Raw genomic sequence first — 26054 nt, 5'->3', positions numbered from 1 at the left:
ACTGTGACGCGGGATGACGCGCGGTGAAGGAGTGTGACGCGAGCGCGCCGCGCCCGGCGTCGGCGACCTAGATTCGGCTCATCCGCAGCAGGGACGGGAGGGCGCGCGGCGATGGGTTTCCGGAGCGACTGGCACGAATGGCATGCGGCGCGCGAGCGCTACGCCGGCGCGGAGTACGGGCCGTCCGCGCTCGAGTCCACGAACTGGCTCATCAGCGAGCCCGCGGCCGTCGACGGCATCCCCGGGCTCTGGGCCCTCGCCGGCGACGATGGCATCCGCGGCACCGAGCTCGGTCAGGCGGGGTCGAGCGTCACCCTCCGTGGCACCCAGACCCTGCGTCTTGGTCGCCGCGAGCTGCGCGTGTTCGACCGCAACGGAGCGATCGCGCTGCGCGTGTGGAACCCCGCGCGCCCGCAGCGGGAGTGGTTCACGGCGATCGACGCCTACGCCCCGGACGAGCGGTGGCGGCTGCCCGCCACGTTCGAGCCGACGCCGGGCGAGCGGATCCTGGTGACCTCGGTCGACGGCGCCTCGCGCGAGACGGACGTGGCGGGGCGCCTGCACTTCACGCTCGCCGGAGCCCCGCACACCCTCACGGTCACCCGCACCGGCCAGGGCACCCTGAGTGCGGTGTTCTCCGACGGCACCAGCGGCCTGGAGACGTACCGGTTCCGTTTCCTCCCGGTCGAGGAGCCCGCCGAGGACGGGACGGCGGTGCTCGATTTCACCCGCGCCTACCTGCCGCCGTGTGCGTTCTCCGACCAGTTCGTGTGCCCGCTGCCGCCACCGGGCAACCGCTACTCCACGCCCATCCGCGCGGGGGAGCGCGTGGTGGTGCTCGGCGGCTGACCCGCGCGGCACGGCGCGCCTTAAGCTGGAGTCGTGCACGGTGAATACAAGGTCCCTGGGGGCAAGCTCGTCGTCGTCGACCTCGAGGTGGAGAACGACCGGATCGCGCGGTTCCGGCTCGCCGGCGACTTCTTCCTGGAACCCGACTCGGCGCTCGACGACATCAACGCGGCGGTCGAGGGGTTGCCCGTGGAGTCCGACGCCTCCGCGATCGCGGCCGCCGTCCGCGGGGCCCTCCCCGAGGGGGCGCAGCTGCTCGGCTTCACGCCGGAGGCGGTCGGCACCGCCGTGCGACGTGCCCTGGTCACCGCGCCGGGCTGGCGCGACTTCGACTGGGAGATCGTGCACGACAGGGCCGTCTCCCCGCGCATGAACCTCGCGCTCGACGAGGTGCTCACGTCGCGCGTGGGCGAGGGGCGCCGTCGTCCCACGCTGCGCATCTGGGAGTGGGACGAGTCGGCGGTCGTGATCGGCTCGTTCCAGTCGTACCGCAACGAGGTCGACCCGGAGGGCGCGGCCCGGCACGGGTTCGATGTGGTGCGCCGCATCTCCGGCGGCGGGGCCATGCTCATGGCGGCCGGCCAGATCATCACCTACTCGCTGTACGTGCCGGCGTCGCTCGTGGCGGGCATGACCTTCGCCGACTCCTACGCGTTCCTGGACGACTGGGTGCTGCAGGCGCTGCGCTCGCTCGGCATCGACGCGGTGTACCAGCCGCTCAACGACATCGCGAGCCCCACCGGCAAGATCGGCGGCGCCGCGCAGAAGCGTCTCGCCAACGGCGGGGTGCTGCACCACGCGACGCTGTCGTACGACATCGACGGTCAGGTGATGACCGAGGTGCTGCGCATCGGCCGCGAGAAGCTCAGCGACAAGGGCACCACGTCGGCGGCGAAGCGCGTCGACCCGCTGCGCAGCCAGACCGGGCTCGAGCGGGCGGAGATCATCGACCGGTTCGTGGAGACGTTCCGCTCGCTCACGTCCGCCGAAGACGGCACGATCACGCCGGAGGAGTACGCCGACGCCGAGGCTCTGGTGGAGTCGAAGTTCTCCACCGACGCGTGGCTGCACCGGGTGCCGTGACGACCTCGGACGCGGGCGCGGGCCGTCCCGTCGCCGCGGAGGGGGCGCCGCGGGGTGCGGTCGAGATCGTGGAGGGCGACAACCTCGCCGTCGCCGCGACGCTGCCGTCCGGATCGTTCACGCTGGTGTACCTCGATCCGCCGTTCAACACCGGGCGGGCGCGCGAGCGGCAGGTCGTGACCGCACGGCGGACGTTCACGACTCCTCACGACCTCGCCGATCCGGGGGCCCCCGGCGCCGACACGCGGGATTCGCCGGCGGACCTCCGGAGTTCCGAACCCGCGGCGGCGGAGGCCGAGGTGCGGCACGGGTTCCACGGCCACGCGTACGAGCGGGTGCGGGGCATGCTCCGCGCGTACGACGACAGCTTCGACGACTACGGCGCCTTCCTGATGCCGCGGCTGGAGGAGGCGTGGCGGCTCCTGGGCGACGACGGCACGCTGTATCTGCACCTCGACTACCGGGAGGCGCACTACGCCAAGGTGATGCTCGACGCGGTGTTCGGGCGCGACTGCTTCCTCAACGAGCTGATCTGGGCCTACGACTACGGGGCGAAGTCGCGGCGGCGCTGGCCCACCAAGCACGACACGATCCTGGTGTACGTGAAGAACCCGCGCGCGTACGTGTTCAACTCCGACGACGTCGACCGCGAGCCGTACATGGCCCCCGGTCTGGTCACGGCGGAGAAGGCGGCGCGCGGCAAGCTCCCCACCGACGTGTGGTGGCACACCATCGTCCCCACCACGGGCCGCGAGAAGACGGGCTATCCGACGCAGAAGCCCGAGGGGATCCTGCGGCGCATCGTCACGGCGTCGAGCCGTCCGGGCGATCGCGTGCTCGACCTCTTCGCCGGCAGCGGCACGACCGGGGCGGTGGCGTCGGCGCTGGGCCGTGACGCGGTGCTGGTCGACGACAACCCCGAGGCGGTGCGGATCATGGCCGAGCGCATGCCGCACGCCGAGGTCCGTCGCGGTTGAGGCTCAGACCGCGAGGGAGACCTTGCGCAGCGTCTCGGTCACCGTCCACACCGTGCGCATGCCGGCCGACAGGCGCATCACCGACCCGGGCCCGACCTCGACCGACGGCAGCGCGGGCTCGGTGAACTCGATGGTCGCGCGGCCAGACAGCACCACGAACACTTCGTCCTCCTCGGTGTCGCTCGCGGCGCCCGGCGTCATCTCCCAGACGCCGACCTCCGTCCCGTCCGTGGCGTCGAGCACGGCGTACGCCGCGGTCGGCGCTCCGTCGCGCACCTCGTCCGCGGGCAGGGGCTCGTGCGCGAGGGCGACGGCGCGCGCGTCCACGGGCGTGCCCGGTGTCAGCGCGGTCACGAGTCGAACCCCATGCCGAGGGCGTCGAGCGTCTTCAGGAACGGGCCGCGTCGTCCCCCGTCGTGGTCGGCGCGGTCCATCGCGGCGCGCACCAGGTTGATGCCGATCGAGGCGGCGGGCTCGGGCGGGAAGGGGATCGGCTTCTCGCGCACCATGCGCAGCTCCGTGCGCTCGGTCTCCTCCCCGGCGAGCTTGTCGAGCATCACATCCGCGGCGAACCGGGCGGCGCCCACCCCGAGCCCGGTGAATCCCGTGGCGTAGGCCACGCGTCCGCGGCGGGCCGTGCCGAAGAACGCGCAGAACCGGCTGGAGGAGTCGATCGCCCCCGCCCAGCGGTGCGTGAAGCGGAGCCCGGCGAGCTGCGGGAACGTGGTGAAGAAGTGGGAGGCGAGGCGTCGGTGGCTCTCCATCCGGTCCTCGTACGCGGGGCGCACCTTCCCGCCGAAGTGGTAGACCGCGTCGTAGCCGCCGAACAGGATCCGGTCGTCGGCGGTGAGCCGGTAGTAGTGGAACTGGTTGGCGCTGTCGGCGAGGCCCTGGCGGTTGCGCCAGCCGATCGCGTCGAGCTGCTCCGCCGACAGCGGCTCGGTCATCAGCACGTAGTCGTACACGGGCACCGTCATGAGCCGGTTGCGCTTCAGCAGCGAAGGGAACACGTTCGTGGCGAGGGCGATGTTCTCCGCGGTCACCCGTCCGCCGTCGGTCACGAGGGTGACCGGGCCGGCGTCGGGTCCCTCGATGCGGCGCACCATCGTGTGCTCGTGGATCTGCACGCCGAGCTCGACGGCCAGGCGCGCGAGCTCCAGGCCGAGCTTGGCGGGGTGCACGAGGGCCGTGCCCTCCCGGTCCCACGCGCCGGCGAGGAACGTCGGGGAGTGCACCTCGGCCTGCACGGCGTCGCGGTCGAGGAAGCCCTCCTCCTCGCGTAGCCACTCCACCTGGTGCGGCTCCACGGCCACGGCCAGCTGGCCCGTGCGCTCGAACTCGGCGTCGAGGGCGTACCGGCGCACGGTGTCCTCGATGCCGTCGAGGTTCTGCCGCCCCAGCTCCTCGAGCCGGTCGATCTCCTCCGGCCACCGGTTCACGCCGTTCTCGTGGCCGTGCGTGATGCTGGCCTCGCAGAAGCCGCCGTTGCGCCCCGACGCGGCCCAGGCGACGCGCGAGGCCTCGAGCAGCACGACCGTGCGCCCGGGGTCGCGCTCCTTCGCCCTGATCGCGGTCCACAGCCCGGTGTAGCCGCCGCCGACGATCGCGAGGTCGGCGTGCGCCGTCCCGCGCAGCGGCGGATGCGTCGGGCGGTCGACGTCGTCGAGCCAGAAGACCGACAGGGCGGTGTCGCGCAGGGACTCGTCGATGACGGACGGCGCGGGACGCCGGCGTTCGAAGACCGTGGTGCCCATGTTCACTCCCGGGTGCGGGGACGCGTCAGCGCGTTCCCCAGTTGTAGAGGTCTTTGTACAGTCCGGCGTAGAGCAGGCTCTCGGTCTGCACGATGCCGGGGATGGTGCGGATGCGGGTGGCGATGAGGTCGATCAGGTGGTCGTCGTCCTCGCACACCGCCTCGACGAGGATGTCGAAGGTGCCGAGCGTGACGACGACGTACGCGAGCTCGGTGATCGCGGTCAGCTCCTCGGCGATCGCGCGGGGGTCGCCGGAGACGCGGATGCCGATCATCGACATGCGCCGGAAGCCGAGCTGGAGCGGATCGGTGACGGCGACGATCTGGATGATCCCGGCCTCGGTCATGCGCTGCACCCGCTGGCGGGCGGCGGCCTCGCTGAGTCCGACCTCGCGCGCGATCTCGGAGTAGGGACGGCGGCCGTCCTCCTGCAGCAGCTCGACGATGCGCTTGGAGATGTCGTCGAGGGGCGGCTGCGGCGTCGGAGTCATGTACCGATAGTGACATTCTCAGGGGGCTGTCGCAACTGATTCCGTCGTTCGACCCTCGTCATCCTTCAGATTCCGCGTTCGAGTGGCTACCATGGCGCCATGCACACCCCGTCGACGACGACCGAGCCCCTGCACAACTTCCTCGGCGGCCGCGCCGTGCCCGCGCACGGACGGGGACGGCTGCCGCTGATCGACCCGGCGACCGAGGAGCCGTACGGCGAGATCCCCCTGTCCGACGCCGCCGACGTGGACGCGGCCGTCGCCGCCGCGGCCGCCGCGTTCCCCGAGTGGCGCGACACCACGCCCGCGCAGCGCCAGCTCGCCCTGTTCCGCATCGCCGACGAGATGGCCGAGCGGGCGGAGGAGTTCGCCGACCTGGAGTCGCGTGACACGGGCAAGCCGCGAGCCACGCTGGTCGCCGACGAGATCGAGCAGTCCATCGACCAGCTGCGCTTCTTCGCGGGTGCCGCGCGCAGCCTCGAGGGGCGGGCCGCCGCGGAGTACGTCGCCGGACACACGTCGTTCGTGCGCCGCGAGCCGATCGGGGTGATCGCGCAGGTCACCCCGTGGAACTATCCGCTCAACATGGCGGTGTGGAAGATCGCGCCGGCGCTCGCCGCGGGCAACACCGTGGTGCTCAAGCCCGCGGAGGCGACGCCGCTCACCACGCTGCTGCTCGCCGAGATCGTCGCGCGGCACACCCCGCCCGGCGTGTTCAACGTGGTGCTGGGCGACCGCGACACCGGCGCCGCGCTGATCGCCCACCCGGTGCCGCAGATGGTCGCGATCACCGGCTCGGTGCGCGCGGGCATGGCGGTCGCCCGATCGGCCGCCGACGACGTGAAGCGCGTGCACCTGGAGCTCGGCGGCAAGGCCCCCGCACTGGTGTTCGCCGACGCGGCGCTCGACCGCGCCGTGGAGGGCATCGTCGCCGGAGCGTTCTTCAACGCAGGGCAGGACTGCACGGCCGCCACCCGGGTGCTCGTGCACGCGTCCAAGCACGACGAGCTCGTGGCGGCCCTGGTCGCCCGCGCCCGCACGCACGCGCGCACCGGCGGCCCGCACGACCGGGGCGTGCTCTACGGACCGCTCAGCAGCGCCGCCCAGCTCGCCCAGGTGCAGGGCTTCATCGACCGCCTCCCCGCGCACGCCACCGTGGCCACCGGCGGCCGCCGGCAGGGCGACCGCGGCTACTTCTGGGAGGCGACGATCGTGACCGGTGTGCGGCAGGACGACGAGGTCGTGCAGGGCGAGATCTTCGGACCCGTGCTCACCGTGCAGTCGTTCGAGACCGAGGAGGAGGCGCTGGCCCTCGCCAACGGCGTGCCGTACGCGCTCGCGGCATCGGTGTGGACCACGGATCACGCCAGGGCGATGCGGTTCTCGCGCGACCTCGACTTCGGGTGCGTGTGGATCAACACCCACCTGCCGTTCGTGTCGGACATGCCGCACGGGGGCTTCAAGCACTCCGGCTACGGCAAGGACCTGTCCCAGTACGGCTTCGACGACTACACCCGCCTCAAGCACGTCATGAGCGCGATCGACTGACGGGCGGCCCCGGGCCGTCCGGGCTCAGCGCGGGCCGAGGAGCTTGACGCGGCGGTGCTCGCGGAGCGTGAACTGCGGGCGCTGGTCGATCTTGGTCGCCCCGTCGAGCTCCCACCCGTGCCGGGCGTAGAACCCGTCGGCGCGGTCGTTGCCGTCGAGCACCCACAGGTAGCCGCGCGTGTGCCCGACCTCGATCATGCGGGCCTCCGCGGCTTCGAGCAGCGCATGACCCGCGCCCGTCGACCACGTGTCCGGGTCGGCGTAGATGCCGTACAGCTCGGCGTCGTCGAGACCGTCGGGGTCGCGCCCCGAGCCGAACGACGCCCACGCGATCACCGCGCCGTCGCGCACCGCCACCAGGGTGCCCAGGCTCGTGGGCAGCGGGTCGGCGAAGATCCGCCGCCACCCCTCGGCGCGCTCCGAGACCGAGAGCCCGTCGAGCACCTCCTGGTCGATCAGGCCGCGGTAGGCGGTCTGCCACGAGCGCACGTGCACTCGGGCCACGGCATCGGCGTCGTGGGCGCGGGCGTCGCGGATCACGAAGGACGTCATCCCTCCACCCTAGGTGCGTGCGGCGACGGCGGAATCGGGGTGGACGCACGCGGCCGGATGTAGCATGCTGGCCGGGCACCCGAGCCGAACCACGAGCATCGACACCTCCGAGGATCAGCCGCATGTCACGACCCCTTGCCGGACCGCAGAGCCTGCTCCGGTCGCTCAACGGCCGCGCGATCCTGGAGCGGCTCGCCGACAGCGGTCCGCAGACGCGCGCGGAGCTGATGGCGGCGACCGGGCTGTCGCGCACGGCCGTGACCCAGGTGCTGCGGATGCTGGAGGCGGGCGGTGCGGTGGCGGCCGCCGGTGTCGACCGCGGTGCGCGGGGTCCCGCCGCGGGGCGCGTGGCCCTGCACCCGCTGCTCGGGGTCGCCGCCGCGGTGCACGTGGACCATCATGCCGCCCACGTCGTGCTGGTCGATGCGACCGGGACCGTGCGGGCCGAGCAGCACGCGCCGTTCCCCTCGTCCGGGGACCGGGTCGGGCACATCGCCGGGCTCGTGGCGTCGTGCCGGGAGTCCACGCGCGGCCCGCTGCACCTCGCGGTGGTCGGGGTGCCCGGCATCGTGACGGCCGACGGCGGCATCCGCGACGACCAGGGCCCGGACGGCGGTGCGTTCCGCTCGGCGCTGCAGACGGCGCTCGGGTGCCCCGTGCAGGTGGAGAACGACGTGAACCTGGCCGCGCTCGCGGAGCTGACGGCGGGGGCGGGGGCCGAGCTGAGCAGCTTCGCCCTGTTCCTGCTCGACGACGACCTCGGCGCGGGCATCGTGATCGAGGGGCTGCTGCACCGGGGCTTCTCGGGTGTCGCGGGCGAGATCATGTACCTGCCGCAGTCGCCGCTGCCGATCGGCGCCCCCGTCGTGGGGGAGGAGGTGGTGCACGACCTCGCGCTCGGTCTGGGTCTCGACGTGCGGGCGCCGCTGCTGGCCCACCTCGAAGCCGCGCAGCAGGGCGACGAGAAGGCGCGCGAGCTGGTGGCCGAGATCGGCCGGCGCCTGGTGGTGGCGGCGGGCACCGTGGCGCTCGTGCTCGACCCCGAGGCGTTCATCCTCGGCGGCGAGGCCGCGCACCCCGCGCTCGTGGAGGCGGTCGACCGCGTCGCGGAGGAGTTCGCCGCGCAGCTGCCGCTCCGGTTCCTCGTCTCGGCGTTCGGCCCGGAGGCTCCGCTCGTCGGGGTCGTGGGCGAGGCGGCCTCCGCCCTGCGCGCGCTCGTCTTCTCCCGTCTCCTCACCCCCGCGGCCGCCACCCCCCGACCCGGCCGCTGACCCCGACAGGACCCGCCATGACCACTCCGCCCCCGCTCGCCGACCGGCTCGGCCTCCCGTCCGGCGCCAGGGCGATCATCCTCAACGCCGACGACTTCGGCATGTGCCACGCGGCGAACACGGCGATCGGGAGCCTCCTCGAGCGGGGCCGTATCGACAGCGCGACCGTCATGGTCCCGTGCGCCTGGGCGCCCGAGGCGCTCGCGTTCGCCGCCGGTCGACGCGACCTCGATGTGGGCGTGCACCTCGTGCTCACCAGCGAGTGGCGGCGCTACCGGTGGCGTCCGCTCACCGGCCCCGGCACCACCCTCGTCGACGGCGACGGCTTCTTCCCGAACGAGGTCGCCGCGGTCGAGCAGGGGGCATCCGAGGCCGACGTGGCCGCCGAGCTGGCGGCGCAGGTGCAGGCCGCGCTCGACGCCGGAGTCGACGTCACACACCTCGACAACCACATGGGCTCGGTCTACGGACTGCAGAGCGGGCGTGACTTCCTGCGGCCGGTGTTCGAGCTCGCCGCCCGGCTCGGCCTGCCGTTCCGGCTTCCGCGGTACCGGGAGGGCGCGGAGGCCGACCAGGAGCTGCAGGCGAAGCTCGCGAAGGCCACGGCCGCCGCCGATGCGCTCGGCGTGGAGATCATCGACCGGCTGTGGACGCACCCGTTCGAGCTGGCCGGTGAGGGCACGGCGCAGGAGGAGACGTACGAACGGGTGCGCGACGGGTTCCTCGACGTGCTGCGGGCCGTGCCGCCCGGCGTGACCGAGATCTACCTGCACCCGATGACCGACGGCGCCGAGCTGCGCGCCGCCGTCGACTTCGGGGCGGCCAAGCGCGGCTACGAGCTGCGGCTGCTCGACGACCCGCTCGTGGAGCAGACGATCGACGACGAGGGCCTCGTGCGGGTCGGCTGGCGCGACCTGCGCGACCTGCAGCGCGGGGCGGCCCGGTGACGGCGCTCGCGGACCGGCTGCGCGACCGTCGCCTCGACGCGGCCCCGACGCGGGCGCAGTCGATCGCGTTCGGGGCGTCCGGGTTCCCCACGCAGCTGATGACGCAGACGTTCTCCGCGTTCGTCGTCTACTTCTACGTGTCGCACCTCGCGGTGCCCGCCACCTGGGTGGCCGTCGCGATGGTCGCACACGGCATCCTGAACGCGGCGCTCAACCCGCTGGTGGGCGCGCTGTCCGACCGGATCCGCACGCCGTGGGGCCGCCGCATCCCGTGGATCGGCCTCGGCATCGTGCCGCTGGTGGTGGCGTTCGCGCTGGTGTGGATGCCGCCCGACCTGCCCGCGGACGGCCTCATCGCCTGGTTCCTGGTGGTGGTCGCGGTCTACGACATCGCGTTCGTGGTGGTGGTGCTCAACATCTCGGCGCTGTTCCCGGAGATCTTCCGCACGACGGAGGAGCGCGCGCGGGGCAACGTGCCGCGGCAGATCTTCGCGATTCTCGGCATGGTGCTCGGCACGGCGGGCGCCCCGGCACTGTACGACGCGATCGGCTGGCCGGGCATGGCGCTCGTGCTGTCCGGGGTGTGCCTCGTGCTGCTGGCGTGGTCGTTCTTCGGCGGCATGATCGAGCGGCGCGTGCCGGAGGCGGCGTCGGAGGCGATGCGCTGGCGCGACCAGCTCACCTACACGTTCCGCAATCGGGCGTTCGTGCCGTACGTGCTGGGGTCGCTGTGCGTGCAGACCTCGATCGCGGTGATCCTCGCGTCGGTGCCGTTCTACGTGCGGTACTCGCTGGGTGCGGCGGAGGGGGAGGGCAGCCTGCTGCTCGGTGCGATCTTCGTGACCGCGATCCCGTCGATCGTGCTGTGGAGCACGGTGGTCCGCCGCACCTCCCCCCGCACGGCCCTGCTGTGGAGCGTGGCGGTGTTCGGGGTCGCGGTGCTCGGGTATCTGATCCCCACGTCGGTGCTCGGAGCGGCTCTCGTCGGCGTCGCGGTGGGCGTGGGCGTGGGCGGGCTGCTGCAACTGCTCGAGGTCGTGCTGGCGCAGATCATCGACGACGACGCGACGCGCACGGGGCATCGGCGGGAGGGCGCGTACTTCGGCGTCAACGGCTTCGTCGTCCGCGGCTCCGTCGTGCTGCAGGCGATCGTCGCGGCGGTCGTGCTCACGGCGTCGGGGTTCGACGCGACGCTCGGCGAGGCGCAGCCCGACACGGTCGACGGCGCCATCCGGCTCATGCTGGCCGTGATCCCGCTGGGGTTCACCGCGCTCGCGTGGCTGTGCTTCTGGCTCTACCCCATCCGCACCCGCGACGTGTGAGGCTCAGGCGCCGGCGGCCCGCCGTGCTTCCCAGCCCGTGCGCACCATCTCGTCGACCGTGTACCGCATGCGCCAGTCGAGGTCGCGCGCTGCGAGCTCGCCGGTGGCCACGATGCGGTCGGGGTCGCCCGGGCGCCGGGGGCCGACCTCGGGCGTGAAGTCGATGCCCGTGACCCGGGCGACCGCGTCCATGATCTGCGCCACGCTGAGGCCGTCGCCCGAGCCGAGGTTGTACGCCGGCTCGAGGGGCTCGCCCGCCGCGAGGCGTTGCGCGGCGGCCACGTGCGCGGCGGCGATGTCTCCCACGTGCACGTAGTCGCGCACGTTCGTGCCGTCGGGGGTGTCGTAGTCCTCGCCGAAGATCTTCGGGGTGCGGCCCTCCAGCAGCGCCTCGAACACGATCGGGAAGAGGTTGTGCGGGCTCACGTCGTACACCGCGGGGTCGGCCGAGCCGACGACGTTGAAGTAGCGCAGCGAGGTGTGCCGGAGCGGCCGCTCGCTGTCGGCGGTGGCGATGGCCTGGTCGCGCAGCAGCCACTCGCCGATCAGCTTCGACTCCCCGTAGGGGCTCGCCGGCTTCTTGGCGGTGTCCTCCACCACGAGCGGCACGTCGGGCGTGCCGAACACGGCGGCCGAGGAGGAGAACACGATGTTTGCGACGCCGGCGGCCTGCATGGCCTCCAGGATCACGCGGGTGCCCTCGACGTTCTGCGCGTAGGTGTGCAGCGGGCGCTGGACGGAGACCCCCGCGTACTTGTACCCGGCCACGTGGATCACGCCGTCGGCGTCGTGGTCGCGCAGGGCCTTCTCGACCAGGTCGCGGTCGAGGATGCTGCCCTGCACGAACGGCACGCCCTCCGGCACGAACGAGGCGACGCCGCTGGACAGGTCGTCGAGCACGACCGGGGTGAGACCCGCCTCCGCGAGAGCGCGGACCACGTGGGCGCCGATGTATCCGGCGCCGCCGGTGACGATCCAGGACATGCGTTCCTCTCCTGCCGCGACCGTGGCGGCTCGACCACTCATTGTGTCAGGCGTCGCGGCGCGGACCTGCGGACGGGCTGACGGTGAACACGTGCGGCTCGGCGTATCCGGCCTCGGCGAACCGGGCGCGCACGGCGGTCGTCACCGCCTCGACCTCGTCGCGCGGCACGAGCGCGATCGCCGCGCCCCCGAAGCCGCCGCCGGTCATGCGCGCCCCCAGGGCACCGGCGGCGAGCGCGGCGTCGACTGCGGTGTCGAGCTCGGGGGTGGAGATCTCGAAGTCGTCGCGCATCGAGGCGTGCGAGGCGACGAGCAGGCCGCCGATGGCCCGCGCGCCCTCCGCCCGCAGCACGGTGACGGTGTCGCGCACGCGCTGGTTCTCGGTGACGATGTGGCGCACGCGGCGGAAGGTCTCGTCGTCGAGCAGCTCCTGCGCGCGGGCGAGGTCCGCCACCGCGACGTCGCGCAGCGCGGGCACCCCGAGCGCCGCGGCGCCGCGCTCGCACGACTCGCGGCGCGCGCGGTAGCCGCCGGTCGAGTGGGCGTGCTTCACGCGGGTGTCGATCACCAGCACGGACAGCCCGGCCGCGGCCATGCCCAGAGGCACGACCTCGGCCTCCAGCGAGCGGCAGTCGAGGAAGATCGCGGCGTCGGGCTCGCCGAGCATCGACGACATCTGGTCCATGATCCCGGTGGGGGCGCCGACCGCCTCGTTCTCGGCCGTGCGACCGATGCGCGCGAGGGCCACCGCGTCGAGCCCGGTGCCCCACAGCTCGTTCAGCGCGGACGACGTGGCGCCCTCGATCGCGGCCGACGACGACAGCCCGGCGCCCACCGGCACGGTCGACGCGATCGCGATGTCGGCGCCGTGGCCCGGCACCCCCGTCGCCCGGCGCAGCGCCCACGCCACCCCGAGCGGGTACGCGGCCCACTCCGGCACCGCGGGGCGGCTCCCGGGCGCGGTGGGGAACAGGCGGTCGAGGTCGTCGAGGGCGACCTCCACGGGCTCGTCCGCGAACGTGGAGGTGACGCGGAGCCGACCGTCGTCGCGCCCGCCGACCGCCGCGGCCGTGCGCTGCGGGATCGCGAACGGCAGCACGAAGCCGTCGTTGTAGTCGGTGTGCTCGCCGATCAGGTTCACGCGACCGGGAGCCGACCACACGCCGTCCGGCCCGTGCCCGGTCAGGGTCGCGAACAGGGCCTCGGCCTCCCGCACCGCGGTCATGCGGAGACTCCGTCCACGGCGTCCGTGCGGGCGATGGCGTCGCGGAGGCGCTCGGCCCCCTGCTCCGGCGTGACCTCGGCGGCCCACGCCCACATCGCTGCCTCGGAGCCGGCGAGGTACTTGAGCCGGTCGGCGGCGCGGCGGGGGCTCGTCAGCTGCAGGTGCAGGCGCACGCTGTCGCGGCCCACGCGCACGGGAGCCTGATGCCACGCGGCGATGTAGGGCGTCGGGGTGTCGTACAGCGCGTCGACCCCGCGCAGCAGGCGCAGGTAGAGCGGGGCGAGCTCGTCGCGCTCGGCGTCGGTGGTCGAGGCGAGGTCGGGCACGTGGCGGTGCGGCATCAGATGCACCTCCAGCGGCCAGCGGGCGGCGAAGGGCACGAACGCGGTCCAGTGCTCGCCGCGGAGCACGACGCGCTCGGACCGCTGCTCGGTGTCGAGGATGCGGGCGAACAGGTCGGGCGCGGTGCGGTCGATCATGTCGAGCGTGCGGGTCGTGCGCGGCGTCACGTACGGGTAGGCGTAGATCTGGCCGTGCGGGTGGGGCAGCGTGACCCCGATCTCGGCGCCGCGGTTCTCGAACGGGAACACCTGCTGGATGCCGGGCAGTGCGGAGAGGGCTTCGGTGCGGTCGGCCCACGCCTCGATCACGGTCCGGGCGCGCGTGACGGTCTGGGTGCCGAACGATCCCGCGGGCTCGGGGCTGAAGCACACGACCTCGCAGCGTCCGACCGCGGTGCGGGTGCGACCGAGGCCCGGGGCGTCGAGGTCGTCGAGCCCGCGTGGGGCGTCGGCCGCGGCGGGGGCGGTGCCCACGGCCTCGGCGAGCGCGGGGCCGAACGCGGGGGAGCGGTTCTCGAACACGGCGACGTCGTAGCGCGACGGCACCTCGGACGGGTTGCCCGGGGTCTGCGGGGCGAGCGGGTCGGCGTCGGCGCTCGGCATCATCACGCGGTGCTGCCGATTCGCGGCGACCGTGATCCAGTCGCCCGTCAGCACGTCGAGCCGCATGGTCGCGGTGTCGGGTCGCGGGGCGAGGGTGCGGGCGTCGACGGCTCGCTCCGCGCCGAGGGCGGTGCCGGGGTCGTCGTAGTAGAAGAGGTCGCGGCCGTCGGCGAGGGTCGTGGCGCGGCGGACGACGCCGGCACCGAGGACCTGCGTCCGCATCTCAGGGGAATCGGGCGTGTTCACGTCAACATGGTAGGTCTCCGCGCGTGATAACGTCAACATGACGGAGTTGTGAACGGAGGACGCGTGGCACGAGACACCCCCGTTTCCGCATCCGCCGCGCCGGACGCCGCCCGCGTCTCCATGGCCCAGGTCGCCGCGCGCGCCGGAGTCTCGGGCCAGACGGTGTCGCGCGTCGTCAACGGCAGCCCGCGGGTCGATCCGGCCACGCGTGCCCGGGTCGAGGCGGCGATGGCAGAGCTCGGCTACCGGCCGCACCGCGCCGCGCGAGCCCTGCGCACGGGCCGCTCGCACACGATCGGCCTCGTCGTCACCACCCTCGCGACGATCGGCAACTCCCGCATGCTGCAGGCCACGGCCGAGGCGGCGGCCGAACGCGGCTACGCCCTCACCGTGGTCACCGCGTCCGAGGGCGTCGAGGCGGCGTTCGCCCAGCTCGCGGACCAGGGCGTCGACGGCGCGGTCGTCCTGAACGAGGCCTCCGCGCTCGTGCCGTCCGCCCCGAGGCCTCCGGGTCTGCGCCTCGTGGTGGTCGACGCGCCCGCCGAGACCGGGGCGATCGTCGTGCACAGCGATCACGCGGGAGGGGCGGCCGCGGCCACGGCGCACCTGCTGAGCCTCGGACACGCCACCGTGCACCATCTCGCCGGGCCCGCCGACTCCTTCGCCGCCGCCGAGCGCGAGCGGGGATGGCGGGAGGCGCTCGCCGCGGGCGGCATCGCGGCGCCCGCGGTGGTCCGCGGCGACTGGACCTCGCGGTCGGGATTCGCGGCAGGCGCCGCGCTGGCTCCCGCGACGGCCGTGTTCTGCGCGAACGACCAGATGGCCCTCGGTCTGCTGCGGGCCCTGGCGGAGTCCGGACGCCGTGTGCCCGCGGACGTGAGCGTGGTGGGGTTCGACGACGTGCCGGATGCCGCGGACTACCTGCCGCCCCTCACCACCATCCGCCAGGACTTCTCCGCTCTCGCACAGCGGGCGGTGGGGGCCCTCGTCGCGGCGATCGAGGGAGCGGACCCGGCGGCGGACGGCGACCGTGCGATCGTGCCCACCCGGCTGCTCGTGCGCGACAGCACCGCGCACCGCTGAGGTCAGCCGGACGGCAGCAGCTCCTCCGCGTCGAACGCGGTCGTCGACCCGTCCGCCCACACGATCAGCCACCCGCCCTCCTGCGGGGTGAGCTGCGGCGACGCCGAGGCCACGCCGAGCAGCACCCCCACCGCCACCCAGGCCCCCGGGCGCGCCGGAACGGTGAGCCACGGTGTCGCCGTCCGCGGGGCCAGGGGTGTCACGTCGGACTCGACCCGCACGCCCGAGGCCGCCCCGTCCGTGCCGTGCAGCCCCACGAGGCGGCTGTGCCGCGCGGGCGCGCGACCGCCGGGCCGCCCGATGCCGTGCGACGCGTTCCCCGCCTCGGCTCCGGCGGACACGCTCCCCGGGCCGTCCTCGACGAGATCCTCTCCCGACAGCGCCCATCCCCCGACGCGCAGCTGGTCGCCCTCCCGCACCCGCGTCGCGGCCGCCTCCCCCTCCGCGTCGCGGACACGCACCAGCCGCACCTCCCAGGCGCCGCGCACGACCGACACGACGTCGAGCACCGGCCCCGTCTCGGTGACGCGCGCCGCCGCACCGCCGCCCACGTCGAACGCCGACACGAACTCCCGGTGCCAGTGCACCCGCCCCGACGACCCGCCGAGCAGCGTGCCCTCGTGCTGGCAGAGCGTCCCGGTCGAGAAGCCGGAGCGGTGACTCGGGCGACCGTCCCGCACCAGGGCGGCGGTGCCGTCGAGCGGCTCTGTCAGTCCGGGCGTGCGGAGCACGGGCGCGGTCGCCGTCGAGTAGCCGAGCTTGGCGTAGAGCGGCGCGTCCGGATGGCGCTCTCCCGGAACGCCGTGGTCGGTGCCGTGGTTGACGATGCGCACGACACCGTCCTCCTGGGTGCCGCTCGCGAGCCACCCGGGCGCGGCGAGCACCCGCGCGAACGACCCCGCATCGATGGGCAACGGTTCTTCCACGGCCGTCCATACCGGATGGGCGGCGGGCAGCGCGAGCGCGAACAGCCCCTTCGCCGCCCAGGACGGCGACCCCGGTCCCGAGTAGTCCTGCGCGAGCGCCCGCCACGCGCCGTGCCAGCCCAGCGGGAGCACGCCGGAGGCGTCCGGCGTCCCGCGGTCGACGAAGTGCCGCACCTGGCCGCTGATCGCGCGGCGCAGCAGGCCAGGGCCGTGCCGCGATCCGCCCGTGAAGGCCGCAGCGCCCGCCGCCGCCGCTGACGCGAACCGGTATGTGAGGCTGCGGCCCTGGATCAGCGGTCCGCCGTCGGCGCCGATGAGGTGCAGGGCATCGTCGAGGTAGTCGTCGAGGCGGGCGCGGGAGCGGGCGATCCGGGCGGTGTGCCGCGGATCGTCGGCGACCATGTCGGCCCAGATCGCGGGATAGAAGGACAGCGCCCAGCCCGCGTAGTGGTCGAACGAGCGCGCGGCGCCGTCGGAGGTCCAGCCGTGGGCCCGCTCGAACCCGTCGAGCAGGGCGAAGTCGACCTCGCGGTCCTCCGTCGAGAACGGGCCGCCCACGCTCTCCAAGAACTGCTCGACGAGGATGCGGAACCAGGCCCAGTTGTTCGGCGGGTACGAGCCTCCGATGAACCCGGCGAGGTAGTCGATCGTGCGGGTGCGTGCCGTGTCGTCGAGTCGAGCCCAGACGGTGTCCCGCGTGAGGTGGAGCCCGACGGCGAGGGCTGCGGCCTCCACCTTCGCCTGATCGACCTCGTCGGGCCGGGGCCAGCGCTCCGGGTTCCCCCGGTCCACTCCGGCGGCGAGTCCGCGCGCATACCGCGCGGCCAGGTCGCCGGTGCCGTCGGGGTCTCCGGCGATGCGGAACGCGGCGAGCAGGAAGGTGCGGCTGAAGCCCTCCAGGGCGTCGACCGCGGGGCCGAATCCGCCAGGGCGGCCCGGATAGCGCACACCGGCGCCCGTGGGGCTCGCGTGCCGGGCGGCCCCGTCGAGGATGGCGTCGGCGGCCGCCTGGAGGTGCGCGCGACCCCAGCCGGTGTACGGCGACAGATCGCGGTCCTCCGGAGGGAGGGCGAGAGTGCTCACGCGCCGTGCTCCAGGTCGGCCGGGCGCACGGGGTGGAGCGGGGGAGCCCCGGCGATCCAGGCCTCCAGCTCGTCGAGGGCCGCATCGGCGAGCCGCCGCGTCTCGCTGCCGAGCGAGCCGGCGAGGTGCGGGGTGACCGCGACGTTCGGCAGCTGCAGCAACCGCGAGTCCAGGGGCAGGGGCTCGGGTTCCGTCACGTCGAGCACGGCGTCGAGTCGTCCGTCCGCGCACTCGTCGGCGAGGGCGTCGTGGTCGAGGAGCGCTCCGCGGGCCGTGTTGATGATGGTCGTGCCATCGCGGAGGGCGGCGAGCTGTGCGCGTCCGATCATGCCGCGGGTCGCCGGGAGCGCCGGAGCGTGCAGCGACAGCACGTCCACGCGGGGGAGCAGTGTCGCCAGCGGCACGAGCTCGGCGCCCGCGGCCCTGACCTCGGCCGCATCGGCGAACGGATCCGCGACGAGCGCCTCGATGCCGGGGAACGGCCGGAGCAGCTCCACCACGCGCCGGCCGATGCGCGAGAACCCGACGATGCCGACCGTCCGGTCGAGGTTGCCGATGCGACCGCCGACGCGGGCGCCTGTGCGGAGGTCGTGCTGCGGGTCGGCCGTCCGCAGGGGCACGAGGGCTCGCTTGCCGGCGAGGAGGATCATCGCGAGGGTGTACTCGGCGACGGGGGCCGCGTTGGCGTCGGCGGCGGAGGTGACGAGGATGCCGCGGTGCCACAGTGCCTCGGACACGAGGCCGCGGACGCTCCCGGCGGCATGGAACACCGCGCGCAGCCGGGGGAGCCGGGCCAGGGCCGCCTCGTCGAGCGCGGGCGCGCCCCACCCCGTGACGAGCGCCTCCACCCGAGCGAGGCGCTCCTGCGGGGCGGCGGCGTCGACGGCGGTGACGGGAACGGGGTCGTCGATCAGGGCGAGAGCCGCGAGCCGGTTGCGACGGGGGCTGTCGAACAGGAGGTCCCAGGCATCGGGGGACATCGCGACGAGGACGGTGGGACGGGCGGACATGGTCTCCTCGGGGCCTGCGCGACGGACGTCGGCGCCGCTCCAGTGAAGGACGGCGGAGCGGTGCGCGCAACGGAGACGAACACGGTCTGTCATGATCGAACACACTCGAACAAGGAGTCCCGATGCCGATCCCACACCGCGCCCGCTCGGCCGAGCGGTGCCGTGCATCCACGACACACGGGGAGGCCGCGGCGTGAGCGGCGGGGAGGAGGCGCCGCGCTTCGGCATCTCCCGCCGCGAGCGGATCCTCGACGAGCTGCGGCGCGCGGGGGCCGTGCGGGTGTCCGCGCTCGCGCGCGAGCTGGGCGTGGCCGAGCTGACGATCCGCCGCGATATCGCCGACCTCGCGGAGCGGGGGCTCCTCACGCGCGTGCACGGCGGCGCCACGCTCCGCAGCACCCTCGACCCGGCCGCGACTCGGCCGCTGTCCGCTCCGCGACGGTTCGGCATGGTGGTGCCGTCGCTGAGCTACTACTGGCCGCAGGTGGTGGAGGGCGCCCGCGTGGCGGGGATCGAGACCGACACGCAGATCGTGCTCCGGGGGGCGAGCTATGCGGCCGCCGACCAGCGCCGACAGATCTCCGCCCTGGTCGCGTCGGGGACGGTCCACGGGCTGATCGTGGCTCCCGAGACCGCGGGCGCAGACGGTCATGCCCTCCTCGCCTGGCTGGATGCGCTGCCCCTGCCCGTCGTGCTCGTCGAGCGTCGCGCGCCCGACGTGCTCGCGCTGACGCGTCTCGAGAGCGTCGTCACCGATCATGCGTTCGGGGGCGCGCTCGCCGCGAGTCATCTCGCCGGCCTCGGCCATCGGCGGGTCGGCATCCTCACCTCGCCCCAGTCGCCGACCTCCGCCGCCCTGCGCCGCGGGTGGGGCCGTGCGGTCGAGGAGCTCGGTCTCGAGCCGGGGGTCGACCGCGAGGTCGCTCTCGACCGCATGGATCGGTCGGCGGTGGGGCCCTTCGTCGCCGCGCTCCTCGACGAGATCCGGGCGACGGCGACGACCGCGCTGCTCGTGCACTCCGACCCGCAGGCGCTCCTGCTGCAGCAGCACCTGGTCGATGCGGGGTGGCGGGTGCCGGGCGACGTGTCGCTCCTCGCCTACGACGATGAGATCGCGATGAACGGGGCCCCGCCCCTCACCGCGCTGCGCCCGCCGAAGCCGCAGGTGGGCCGCCGCGCCGTGGAGCTGCTCCGCGAACGCCTGCGCGACGGCATCGATCGCCCGGCGGAGCGGGTGGCGCTGGCCCCGGCTCTGCACGTGCGCGCCAGCACGGGGTCGCCGCCGGAAGCGTGACCCGGCGGGCGGCGCGGTGATGCGGCCGGCCGTGCGCGCCCGAGGTCCGCCGCGGTTGCGGGGTGGACGTTCTCGTGCCATGATCTCGGAAAGCGCTTACCCGCATCCTCGAATCCGGGCCGCGCATCCCCCTCCACCGAAAGGAACGGACCGAGATGGCACAGGCCACGACCCGCGAGATCGGGATCATCATGAACGGCGTCTCCGGGCGCATGGGGTACCGGCAGCACCTGGTGCGCTCGATCCTCGCGATCCGCGACCAGGGCGGCATCGAGCTCGCGGACGGCACGCGGGTCACCGTGAAGCCGATCCTCGTGGGCCGCAGCGAGGCCAAGCTGGCGGAACTCGCCGCGGCCCACGGCATCGCCGACTGGACGACCGACCTCGACGCCGCGCTCGCCGACCCGCAGTGGGAGATCTACGCCGACTTCCTCGTGACGAAGGCCAGGGCCTCCGCGATCCGCAAAGCCATCGCCGCGGGCAAGGCGATCTACACCGAGAAGCCCACGGCCGAGTCGCTGGAGGAGGCGCTGGAGCTGGCCCGGCTCGCCCGCGACGCCGGCGTGAAGACCGGCGTCGTGCACGACAAGCTCTACCTCCCCGGCCTGCAGAAGCTCAAGCGCCTCATCGACTCCGGATTCTTCGGGCGCATCCTGTCGGTGCGCGGCGAGTTCGGCTACTGGGTGTTCGAGGGCGACTGGCAGCCCGCGCAGCGACCGAGCTGGAACTACCGCACGGAAGACGGCGGCGGCATCATCACCGACATGTTCCCGCACTGGAACTACGTGCTCGAGAACCTCTTCGGCGAGGTCACGAGCGTCTACGCCCAGGCGGCCGTGCACATCGCCGACCGCTGGGACGAGAAGGGCGAGCACTACACCGCGACGGCCGAGGATGCGGCGTACGGCATCTTCGAGCTGGCGGGCGGCGTCGTCGCCGAGATCAACTCCTCGTGGACGGTCCGCGTCAACCGCGACGAGCTCGTGGAGTTCCAGGTCGACGGCACGCACGGCTCCGCGGTGGTCGGACTCTTCGGCGCGAAGATCCAGCCCCGCAACGCCACCCCCAAGCCGGTGTGGAACCCCGACCTGGAGGACGACCACGACTACGACGCCGACTGGCAGCAGGTGCCCGCCAACCAGGTCTTCCAGAACGGCTTCCGGCAGCAGTGGGAGGAGTACCTGGTGTCCTACGTCGAAGGCACCGACTACCCGTTCGACCTGCTGGCGGGGGCCCGCGGCGTGCAGTTCGCGGAAGCCGGCCTGGCGTCCAGCGCCGAGGGCCGCAAGATCGTGCTCGAACCGCTGACGCTGGACCGGGCATGAGCGCCCTCCGTCTGCTCGCCGCCGACGGGCGCACCTCCGGCGTCGAGCTGCGTGCGCCCGACGCCGTGACCCGGCCGGACGGACCACTGCGCAGCCGGGTGGCGTACGCGGCGGCCCACGTGGTGCCGAAGCCGCACGCCGACAACACCCCCGGACGCCCCGCCGACATCAACTGGGACGCGACGCTCGCGTTCCGCCGCAACGTGTACTCGTGGGGGCTCGGCGTCGCGGATGCGATGGACACCGCGCAGCGCAACATGGGGCTCGACGCGGTCGCGACGCGCGAGCTCATCGCCCGCAGCGCCGAGGTCGCCCGCGAGGAGGGCGGGTCGGTCGTGGTCGGGGTCAACACCGATCAGGTCGACGACGCGCACATCCCGCTCGATCGCATCGTCGACGCGTACGTCGAGCAGCTGCACTTCGCCGAGGAGCAGGGAGCGGGGCCGGTGCTCATGGCGTCGCGACACCTCGCCAGGGCGGCCGAGAGCGCCGACGACTACCGCCGCGTGTACCGGGAGGTGCTGTCCCGCGCGTCCGCGCCCGTGGTGCTGCACTGGCTCGGCACCGCGTTCGACCCCGAGCTGGCCGGGTACTTCGCGCCGACGGCGGCCGCGGACGGCTCGGCCGGATGGGAAGAAGCGGCACGGGTGCTGCTCGACATCATCGCCGAGCACCCCGACGCGATCGCCGGGGTGAAGATGAGCCTGCTCGACGCCGACTCCGAGGTCTGGGTGCGCGACCGGCTCCCCGCGGGCGTGCGGATGTTCACGGGCGACGACTTCCACTACGTCGGCCTCATCGGCGGCGACAGCCTGGGCTCCGGCGGTGCGACGTCGGCCTCGCACGGGCACTCGGATGCGCTGCTCGGGGCCTTCGCCGCGATCGCCCCCGTGGCGTCGGCGGCGATCCAGGCGCTGGATGCGGACGACCCCGACCGCTACCTCGCGCTGCTCGGGCCCACCGAGGAGCTCAGCCGGCAGGTGTTCGCCGCGCCGACCTACTACTACAAGACGGGCGTGGCCTTCCTGTCGTGGCTCAACGGCCATCAGCCGGCGTTCCAGATGGTGGGCGGACTCCACTCCGCCCGGAGCCTCCCGCACCTCAGTCGCGTCGTGGAGCTCGCGAACGCGGCGCTCGCCCTGGAGCGGCCGGAGCTCGCCCGTGAGCGCTGGCACGGCCTCCTCCGGCTGAACGGCGTCGACGCATGACCGCCCCGTTCCCCGACCCGCGTCTCTCCCTCAACCAGGCAACGATCAAGCACGCCGACCTCGCCACGGCGCTGCAGGTCACGGCCGAGGCCGGGCTCGCGGCGATCGGCCTCTGGCGGGAGCCCGTGCAGGACGTGGGCCTCGCGGGGGCGGCGCGCATGCTCGCCGACTCCGGGCTGCGTTTCAGCACGCACTGCCGGGGCGGCTTCTTCACGCTCCCGGCAGGCCCCGCGCGCGAGGCCGCGCTCGACGACAACCGGCGGGCGATCGAGGAGACCGCGACGCTCGCGGCGGCGGGGGCCGAGGGGTCGACGGCGGTCCTGGTGCTCGTCGCGGGAGGGCTGCCCGAGGGGTCGCGCGACCTCGTCGGCGCCAGGGAGCGCGTGCGTGACGCGATCGGAGCCCTCGCCGACGATGCCCGCGGCGCGGGCGTGACCCTGGCGATCGAGCCGCTGCATCCCCTCTACGCGTCGGACCGCGCCGTGGTGTCGACGCTCGGACAGGCGCTCGACATCGCCGCCGACTTCGACCCGGCCGTGGTGGGGGTCGCCGTGGACACCTTCCACATCTGGTGGGATCCCCAGGTGCTCGACCAGATCGCGCGCGCCGGGCGCGAGGGCCGCATCGCCACGTACCAGGTGTGCGACTGGAAGACGCCGCTCGCCGCCGACCCGCTGCTGTCGCGGCACTACCCGGGGGAGGGGGTGATCGACTTCGGCGTGCTCACCCGCGCGGTGCGGGCGACCGGCTACGACCGGGACATCGAGGTCGAGATCTTCCGCGCGGACGTCTGGGCCGCCGATCCGCGCGCCGTGGTCCGGCGCACGGCCGAGTCGTTCGCCGCGACCGTCTCCCCGCACCTGCGATGACCGCCGGTCGTGCCACCGTGGCCGGGTCCCGTCGGCGAGGGGGATTGAGATGATGAGGCCATGACGGGGATGCGCCCAGGGTTGTGCTCGGTGACGTTCCGCGCGCTCGAGCCCGCCCGGATCGTCGCCCTCGCGGCAGCCGCGGGCCTGGAGGTGATCGAGTGGGGCGGTGACGTGCACGTGCCGCCCGGCGATGTCGCGCGTGCCGAAGAGGTGGCGCGGCTCACGGCCGACGCCGGGCTCGCGGTCGCGTCCTACGGGTCGTACTTCCGTGCGGGGTCGGCCGAGCCTCTCACGGCCGTGCTCGACAGCGCCGCCGCGCTCGGGGCCGACCGTGTGCGCGTGTGGGCGGGCTCGACCGGAGCCGCCGCGGCGACGCCTCGCGAGCGCGCCGAGGTGGTCACGCGCCTCCGCGCCGCCGCGGTCGAGGCGGCCGCCCGCGGGATCGGGCTCGCCCTCGAGTTCCACTCCGGCACCCTCGCCGACACGGCCGAGGCCGCCCTCCGGGTGCTCGCCGAGGTCGGCCATCCGGCGCTGTCGAGCTACTGGCAGCCGACGGTCGGGGCTCCCGATGCCGAGGCGCTCGAGGAGTACCGGCGGCTCGCCGCCCACGTGAGCGCCGTGCACGTGTTCTCCTGGTGGCCGCGCACCGAGCGGCACCCGCTGCGCACCCGGGAGGCGCTGTGGACGCGCGTCGCCGCGGAGGCGGCTGCGGCGGAGCGACCGCCCCGCGACGCCCTGCTCGAGTTCGTCCCGGACGACGACCCCGCGCACCTCGCGGGGGAGGCCGCCGCCCTCCGCGCCTACCTCGGCCGGCCCGCATGACCCCGGCCGAGGGGCCCGAGGCGCCCGCCGGTAGGCTCTGGGCATGACCACGCCAGCCGCCCCGGCGGAGCCGCCGACCGCGCGTCGTCCTCGCCACGCCCGCGGTCCGGCGCCCACCCTGCACGACGTCGCCCTCGAGGCCGGCGTCTCGCTCGCGACGGCCTCGCGGGTGCTCAACGGGTCAGAGCGCAAGGTCGCTGCCGCGTTCCGCGAGAGGGTGGAGGCCGCCGCCGCGACCCTCGGCTACACGGCCAACGTCTCGGCCCAGGCGACCGCACGGGGGCGCTCGCCGGTGATCGCCCTCCTCGTGGCCGACATCGCCGATCCCTACTTCGGTCTCATCGCCTCGGGCGTCGCGCGCGGCGCCGACGAGCAGGGCCTCGTCGTCACCGTGGCGATCACGGAGCGCGATCCCGCCCGCGAGGCGCGGATCGTGCGGGCTCTGCGCGGGCAGCGGCCGCAGGGCCTCATCCTCGCCGCGTCACGCACGCAGGAGGAGGGGCAGGCCGAGACGGCCCGAGAGCTCGCGGAGTTCATCCGACTCGGCGGACGTGTCGTGGCGTTCGGCGCGGAGGCCGAGGGAGCGCGCCGCGTCGAGATCGACAACCGCGCCGGTGCCACGGCCCTCGGCCGCCGGATGGCACAGCTCGGGTACCGCTCGGCCGTTCTCGTGGGGGCGGCGGAGGGCGTGCGCACCTCGGACGACCGCCTCGCCGGGTTCCGCGCGGGCTTCGAGGAGGGCGGCGGCGCGGTGGCGCAGACCGTCCGCGGCGACTTCCGACGCGAGTCCGCCGCGGCGGCGATGACCGCGGCCCTCGATGCGGGCGTGCCGACGGGCACGGTCGTGTTCGGGATCAGCGACGTGGTGGCCATCGGTGCGATGGCGGCGATCCGTGCGGCGCAGCGCGAGGTCGGCGCGGACATCGCGGTGTGCGGCTTCGACGACGTGCCGTCCAGCCGGGATGTGACCCCCGCGCTCACCACGGTCCGGGTGCCGCTCAGCGACGCCGGGTACGAGGCCTTCCGGGCGATCGTCGACGACGACTGGACCCAGCCGCCGCTCGCGCTCGAGGTGGTCGTGCGCGACAGCACCCCGGGAGCGGCGTGACCCGGGTCGTCCTCGCGCCCGACAGCTTCAAGGGCAGCATCACCGCGGCTGCGGCGGCGCAGGCACTCGCCGCGGGGTGGGCGGAGGTCGAGCCCGACGCAGAGTTCGTGCATCGCCCGATGGCCGATGGCGGGGAGGGCACGGTGGCGGCGTTCGCGGCGGCCGTCCCCGGGGCGCGGCGCATGCCCGTGCGCGTCACCGGTCCCGCCGGCGACGCGCACGACACGTCCTGGCTCCTCCTGCCGCCCGACGACGGTGCACCGCACGGCACCGGAGTGGTCGACATCGCCTCCACGTCGGGCATCGAGCTGCTCGCCGCACCGCGTCCGTGGGACGCGGACACCACGGGCTTCGGGCAGGCCATCGTCGCCGCGCTCGACCACGGCGTCTCGCGGCTGGTGCTCGGCATCGGCTCCAGCGCGTCGACCGACGGCGGCATCGGCATGCTCACCGCTCTGGGCGCCCGCTTCCTCGACGGCGCGGGACGCCCGGTCGCGCCCGGAGCCCGGGGCCTGGACGACGTCGCGGCCGTCGACCTCGACGGCCTGCGGGCGGCTCCCGAGGTGCGGGTGCTCACCGATGTGACGAATCCGCTCACGGGCGCACGCGGGGCCGCGGCGGTCTTCGGTCCGCAGAAGGGCCTGGCCGATCCGGGCGACATCTCCCGTGTCGACGCGGCGCTCGCCCGGCTCGCGTCGCTGCTGGACGTGGACGCGGAGCACCCGGGCGCCGGAGCGGCGGGCGGCACCGGGGCGGCCCTCGTGCGCTGGGGTGCTGTCCTCGCCCCGGGGGCTGCCGAGGTGGCGGAGCTCATCGGCCTCGCCGACGCCGTCCGGGGCGCCGACGTGGTGGTCACGGGCGAGGGGTCGTACGACGGCCAGTCCGGCGACGGGAAGGTGCCGTCGTTCCTCGCGGGGATGGCGGCCGCGGCGGGCGCACGCCCCCTGCTCGCGGCGGGGCGCATCACGCCCGACGCCGACGTCGGGATCTTCGCCGCGACCGTCTCCCTGACGGTCCTCGCCGGCTCGGGGGAGAGCGCCCTGGCGCACCCCGCCCGCTGGCTCCGCGTCGCCGGCGCCGCCCTCGCGCGCTCCCGGTGACCCGCGTGCCGGTCGGGGATCCCCGAGCCCG

Annotated in this window: 24 protein-coding genes; 15 read left to right on the top strand and 9 right to left on the bottom strand. The window is 74.2% G+C overall.

The window, feature by feature from the left end; translation table 11 throughout:
* The first annotated feature begins 111 nt into the window (after positions 1-111).
* The 3 genes from ACWH95_RS02455 (at position 112) to ACWH95_RS02445 (ending at position 2909) form a co-directional block, all read left to right on the top strand.
* Positions 112-849 carry a DUF1684 domain-containing protein gene (locus tag ACWH95_RS02455; protein ID WP_454120105.1) on the top strand — a complete coding sequence of 246 codons (738 nt, stop codon included), beginning with the start codon at positions 112-114 and terminating at the stop codon, positions 847-849.
* Between the two features lie 33 nt (positions 850-882).
* Positions 883-1932 carry a lipoate--protein ligase family protein gene (locus ACWH95_RS02450; protein WP_136028538.1) on the top strand — a complete coding sequence of 350 codons (1050 nt, stop codon included), beginning with the start codon at positions 883-885 and terminating at the stop codon, positions 1930-1932.
* Between the two features lie 65 nt (positions 1933-1997).
* Entirely contained in the window at positions 1998-2909 is a 912-nt protein-coding gene (locus ACWH95_RS02445) for a DNA-methyltransferase (RefSeq protein WP_454120651.1), read from the top strand.
* 3 nt (positions 2910-2912) lie between these two features.
* On the opposite strand, the gene ACWH95_RS02440 is transcribed toward ACWH95_RS02445, so the two are convergent.
* The 3 genes from ACWH95_RS02440 to ACWH95_RS02430 are packed head-to-tail and all read right to left on the bottom strand — an operon-like array spanning position 2913 to position 5153.
* Positions 2913-3263 (bottom strand): cupin domain-containing protein, encoded by a 351-nt coding sequence (locus ACWH95_RS02440; RefSeq protein ID WP_454120104.1) that lies wholly within the window; start codon positions 3261-3263, stop codon positions 2913-2915.
* Positions 3260-4663, bottom strand: a complete 1404-nt coding sequence (locus ACWH95_RS02435; protein WP_136036949.1) for an NAD(P)/FAD-dependent oxidoreductase — start codon at positions 4661-4663, stop codon at positions 3260-3262. Before ACWH95_RS02435 ends, ACWH95_RS02440 begins: the two co-directional genes overlap by 4 nt.
* Before the next feature lie 25 nt (positions 4664-4688).
* Positions 4689-5153 (bottom strand): Lrp/AsnC family transcriptional regulator, encoded by a 465-nt coding sequence (locus ACWH95_RS02430; protein WP_136036948.1) that lies wholly within the window; start codon positions 5151-5153, stop codon positions 4689-4691.
* Positions 5154-5252: 99 nt separating this feature from the next.
* Between ACWH95_RS02430 and ACWH95_RS02425 the strand changes: the two genes are divergently transcribed.
* Positions 5253-6701 (top strand): gamma-aminobutyraldehyde dehydrogenase, encoded by a 1449-nt coding sequence (locus tag ACWH95_RS02425; protein WP_366626510.1) that lies wholly within the window; start codon positions 5253-5255, stop codon positions 6699-6701.
* Positions 6702-6725: 24 nt separating this feature from the next.
* Here the strand turns inward: ACWH95_RS02425 and ACWH95_RS02420 are convergent, their stop codons facing one another.
* Positions 6726-7253, bottom strand: a complete 528-nt coding sequence (locus ACWH95_RS02420) for an N-acetyltransferase family protein (RefSeq protein WP_454120103.1) — start codon at positions 7251-7253, stop codon at positions 6726-6728.
* A gap of 122 nt (positions 7254-7375) precedes the next feature.
* Between ACWH95_RS02420 and ACWH95_RS02415 the strand changes: the two genes are divergently transcribed.
* From ACWH95_RS02415 to ACWH95_RS02405, 3 genes are read left to right on the top strand one after another with little or no spacing between them, the layout of a single operon-like run.
* Positions 7376-8524 (top strand): ROK family protein, encoded by a 1149-nt coding sequence (locus ACWH95_RS02415; RefSeq protein WP_247637787.1) that lies wholly within the window; start codon positions 7376-7378, stop codon positions 8522-8524.
* Positions 8525-8541: 17 nt separating this feature from the next.
* Positions 8542-9471, top strand: coding sequence for a polysaccharide deacetylase family protein (locus ACWH95_RS02410; protein ID WP_454120102.1), 930 nt, complete (start codon positions 8542-8544; stop codon positions 9469-9471).
* Positions 9468-10793 (top strand): MFS transporter, encoded by a 1326-nt coding sequence (locus ACWH95_RS02405; protein ID WP_136045196.1) that lies wholly within the window; start codon positions 9468-9470, stop codon positions 10791-10793. The genes ACWH95_RS02410 and ACWH95_RS02405 overlap by 4 nt, the downstream gene beginning before the upstream one ends.
* Positions 10794-10796: 3 nt before the next feature.
* Here ACWH95_RS02405 and galE read toward each other — a convergent pair whose 3' ends face one another.
* Genes galE through galT form a run of 3 tightly spaced genes read right to left on the bottom strand, consistent with a single transcriptional unit; the run spans position 10797 to position 14168 of the window.
* Entirely contained in the window at positions 10797-11777 is a 981-nt protein-coding gene (gene galE, locus ACWH95_RS02400; protein ID WP_454120101.1) for a UDP-glucose 4-epimerase GalE, read from the bottom strand.
* A 46-nt stretch (positions 11778-11823) separates the two neighbouring features.
* Positions 11824-13002 (bottom strand): galactokinase, encoded by a 1179-nt coding sequence (gene galK, locus ACWH95_RS02395; RefSeq protein WP_247637786.1) that lies wholly within the window; start codon positions 13000-13002, stop codon positions 11824-11826.
* The gene (gene galT, locus ACWH95_RS02390; RefSeq protein ID WP_454120650.1) at positions 12999-14168 is read right to left on the bottom strand and encodes a galactose-1-phosphate uridylyltransferase; all 1170 of its coding nucleotides are present in this window, start codon (positions 14166-14168) and stop codon (positions 12999-13001) included. The genes galK and galT overlap by 4 nt, the downstream gene beginning before the upstream one ends.
* A 144-nt stretch (positions 14169-14312) precedes the next feature.
* Here galT and ACWH95_RS02385 point away from each other — a divergent pair, with 144 nt between their 5' ends.
* A complete protein-coding gene (locus ACWH95_RS02385; protein WP_378803836.1) occupies positions 14313-15275 on the top strand; it encodes a LacI family DNA-binding transcriptional regulator in 963 nt (320 codons plus the stop codon).
* 2 nt (positions 15276-15277) lie between these two features.
* Here ACWH95_RS02385 and ACWH95_RS02380 read toward each other — a convergent pair whose 3' ends face one another.
* Both ACWH95_RS02380 and ACWH95_RS02375 read right to left on the bottom strand, forming a co-directional pair.
* Positions 15278-17284, bottom strand: coding sequence for a DUF2264 domain-containing protein (locus ACWH95_RS02380; RefSeq protein WP_454120100.1), 2007 nt, complete (start codon positions 17282-17284; stop codon positions 15278-15280).
* The gene (locus ACWH95_RS02375) at positions 17281-18294 is read right to left on the bottom strand and encodes a hydroxyacid dehydrogenase (protein ID WP_454120099.1); all 1014 of its coding nucleotides are present in this window, start codon (positions 18292-18294) and stop codon (positions 17281-17283) included. The genes ACWH95_RS02380 and ACWH95_RS02375 overlap by 4 nt, the downstream gene beginning before the upstream one ends.
* A gap of 193 nt (positions 18295-18487) precedes the next feature.
* Between ACWH95_RS02375 and ACWH95_RS02370 the strand changes: the two genes are divergently transcribed.
* The 7 genes from ACWH95_RS02370 (at position 18488) to ACWH95_RS02340 (ending at position 26023) form a co-directional block, all read left to right on the top strand.
* Positions 18488-19588, top strand: a complete 1101-nt coding sequence (locus ACWH95_RS02370; protein WP_454120098.1) for a substrate-binding domain-containing protein — start codon at positions 18488-18490, stop codon at positions 19586-19588.
* Positions 19589-19743: 155 nt separating this feature from the next.
* Positions 19744-20913: a Gfo/Idh/MocA family protein gene (locus ACWH95_RS02365; RefSeq protein WP_136034629.1), complete on the top strand. Its 1170-nt coding sequence runs from the start codon at positions 19744-19746 to the stop codon at positions 20911-20913.
* Entirely contained in the window at positions 20910-22121 is a 1212-nt protein-coding gene (locus ACWH95_RS02360) for a DUF993 family protein (RefSeq protein WP_454120097.1), read from the top strand. Before ACWH95_RS02365 ends, ACWH95_RS02360 begins: the two co-directional genes overlap by 4 nt.
* Positions 22118-22990, top strand: coding sequence for a sugar phosphate isomerase/epimerase family protein (locus ACWH95_RS02355; protein WP_454120096.1), 873 nt, complete (start codon positions 22118-22120; stop codon positions 22988-22990). Before ACWH95_RS02360 ends, ACWH95_RS02355 begins: the two co-directional genes overlap by 4 nt.
* A 60-nt stretch (positions 22991-23050) precedes the next feature.
* Complete coding sequence (locus ACWH95_RS02350; RefSeq protein WP_378802821.1) at positions 23051-23815, top strand: sugar phosphate isomerase/epimerase family protein; 765 nt, start codon at positions 23051-23053, stop codon at positions 23813-23815.
* Positions 23816-23858: 43 nt separating this feature from the next.
* Positions 23859-24923 (top strand): LacI family DNA-binding transcriptional regulator, encoded by a 1065-nt coding sequence (locus tag ACWH95_RS02345; protein WP_378802820.1) that lies wholly within the window; start codon positions 23859-23861, stop codon positions 24921-24923.
* Complete coding sequence (locus ACWH95_RS02340; protein ID WP_454120095.1) at positions 24920-26023, top strand: glycerate kinase; 1104 nt, start codon at positions 24920-24922, stop codon at positions 26021-26023. The genes ACWH95_RS02345 and ACWH95_RS02340 overlap by 4 nt, the downstream gene beginning before the upstream one ends.
* Positions 26024-26054: the final 31 nt, after the last annotated feature.

Source organism: Microbacterium sp. NPDC055502 (assembly GCF_053643635.1).
The sequence above is the reverse complement of the archived record's forward strand: the minus strand, read 5'-3'. Positions and strand labels throughout refer to the sequence as shown.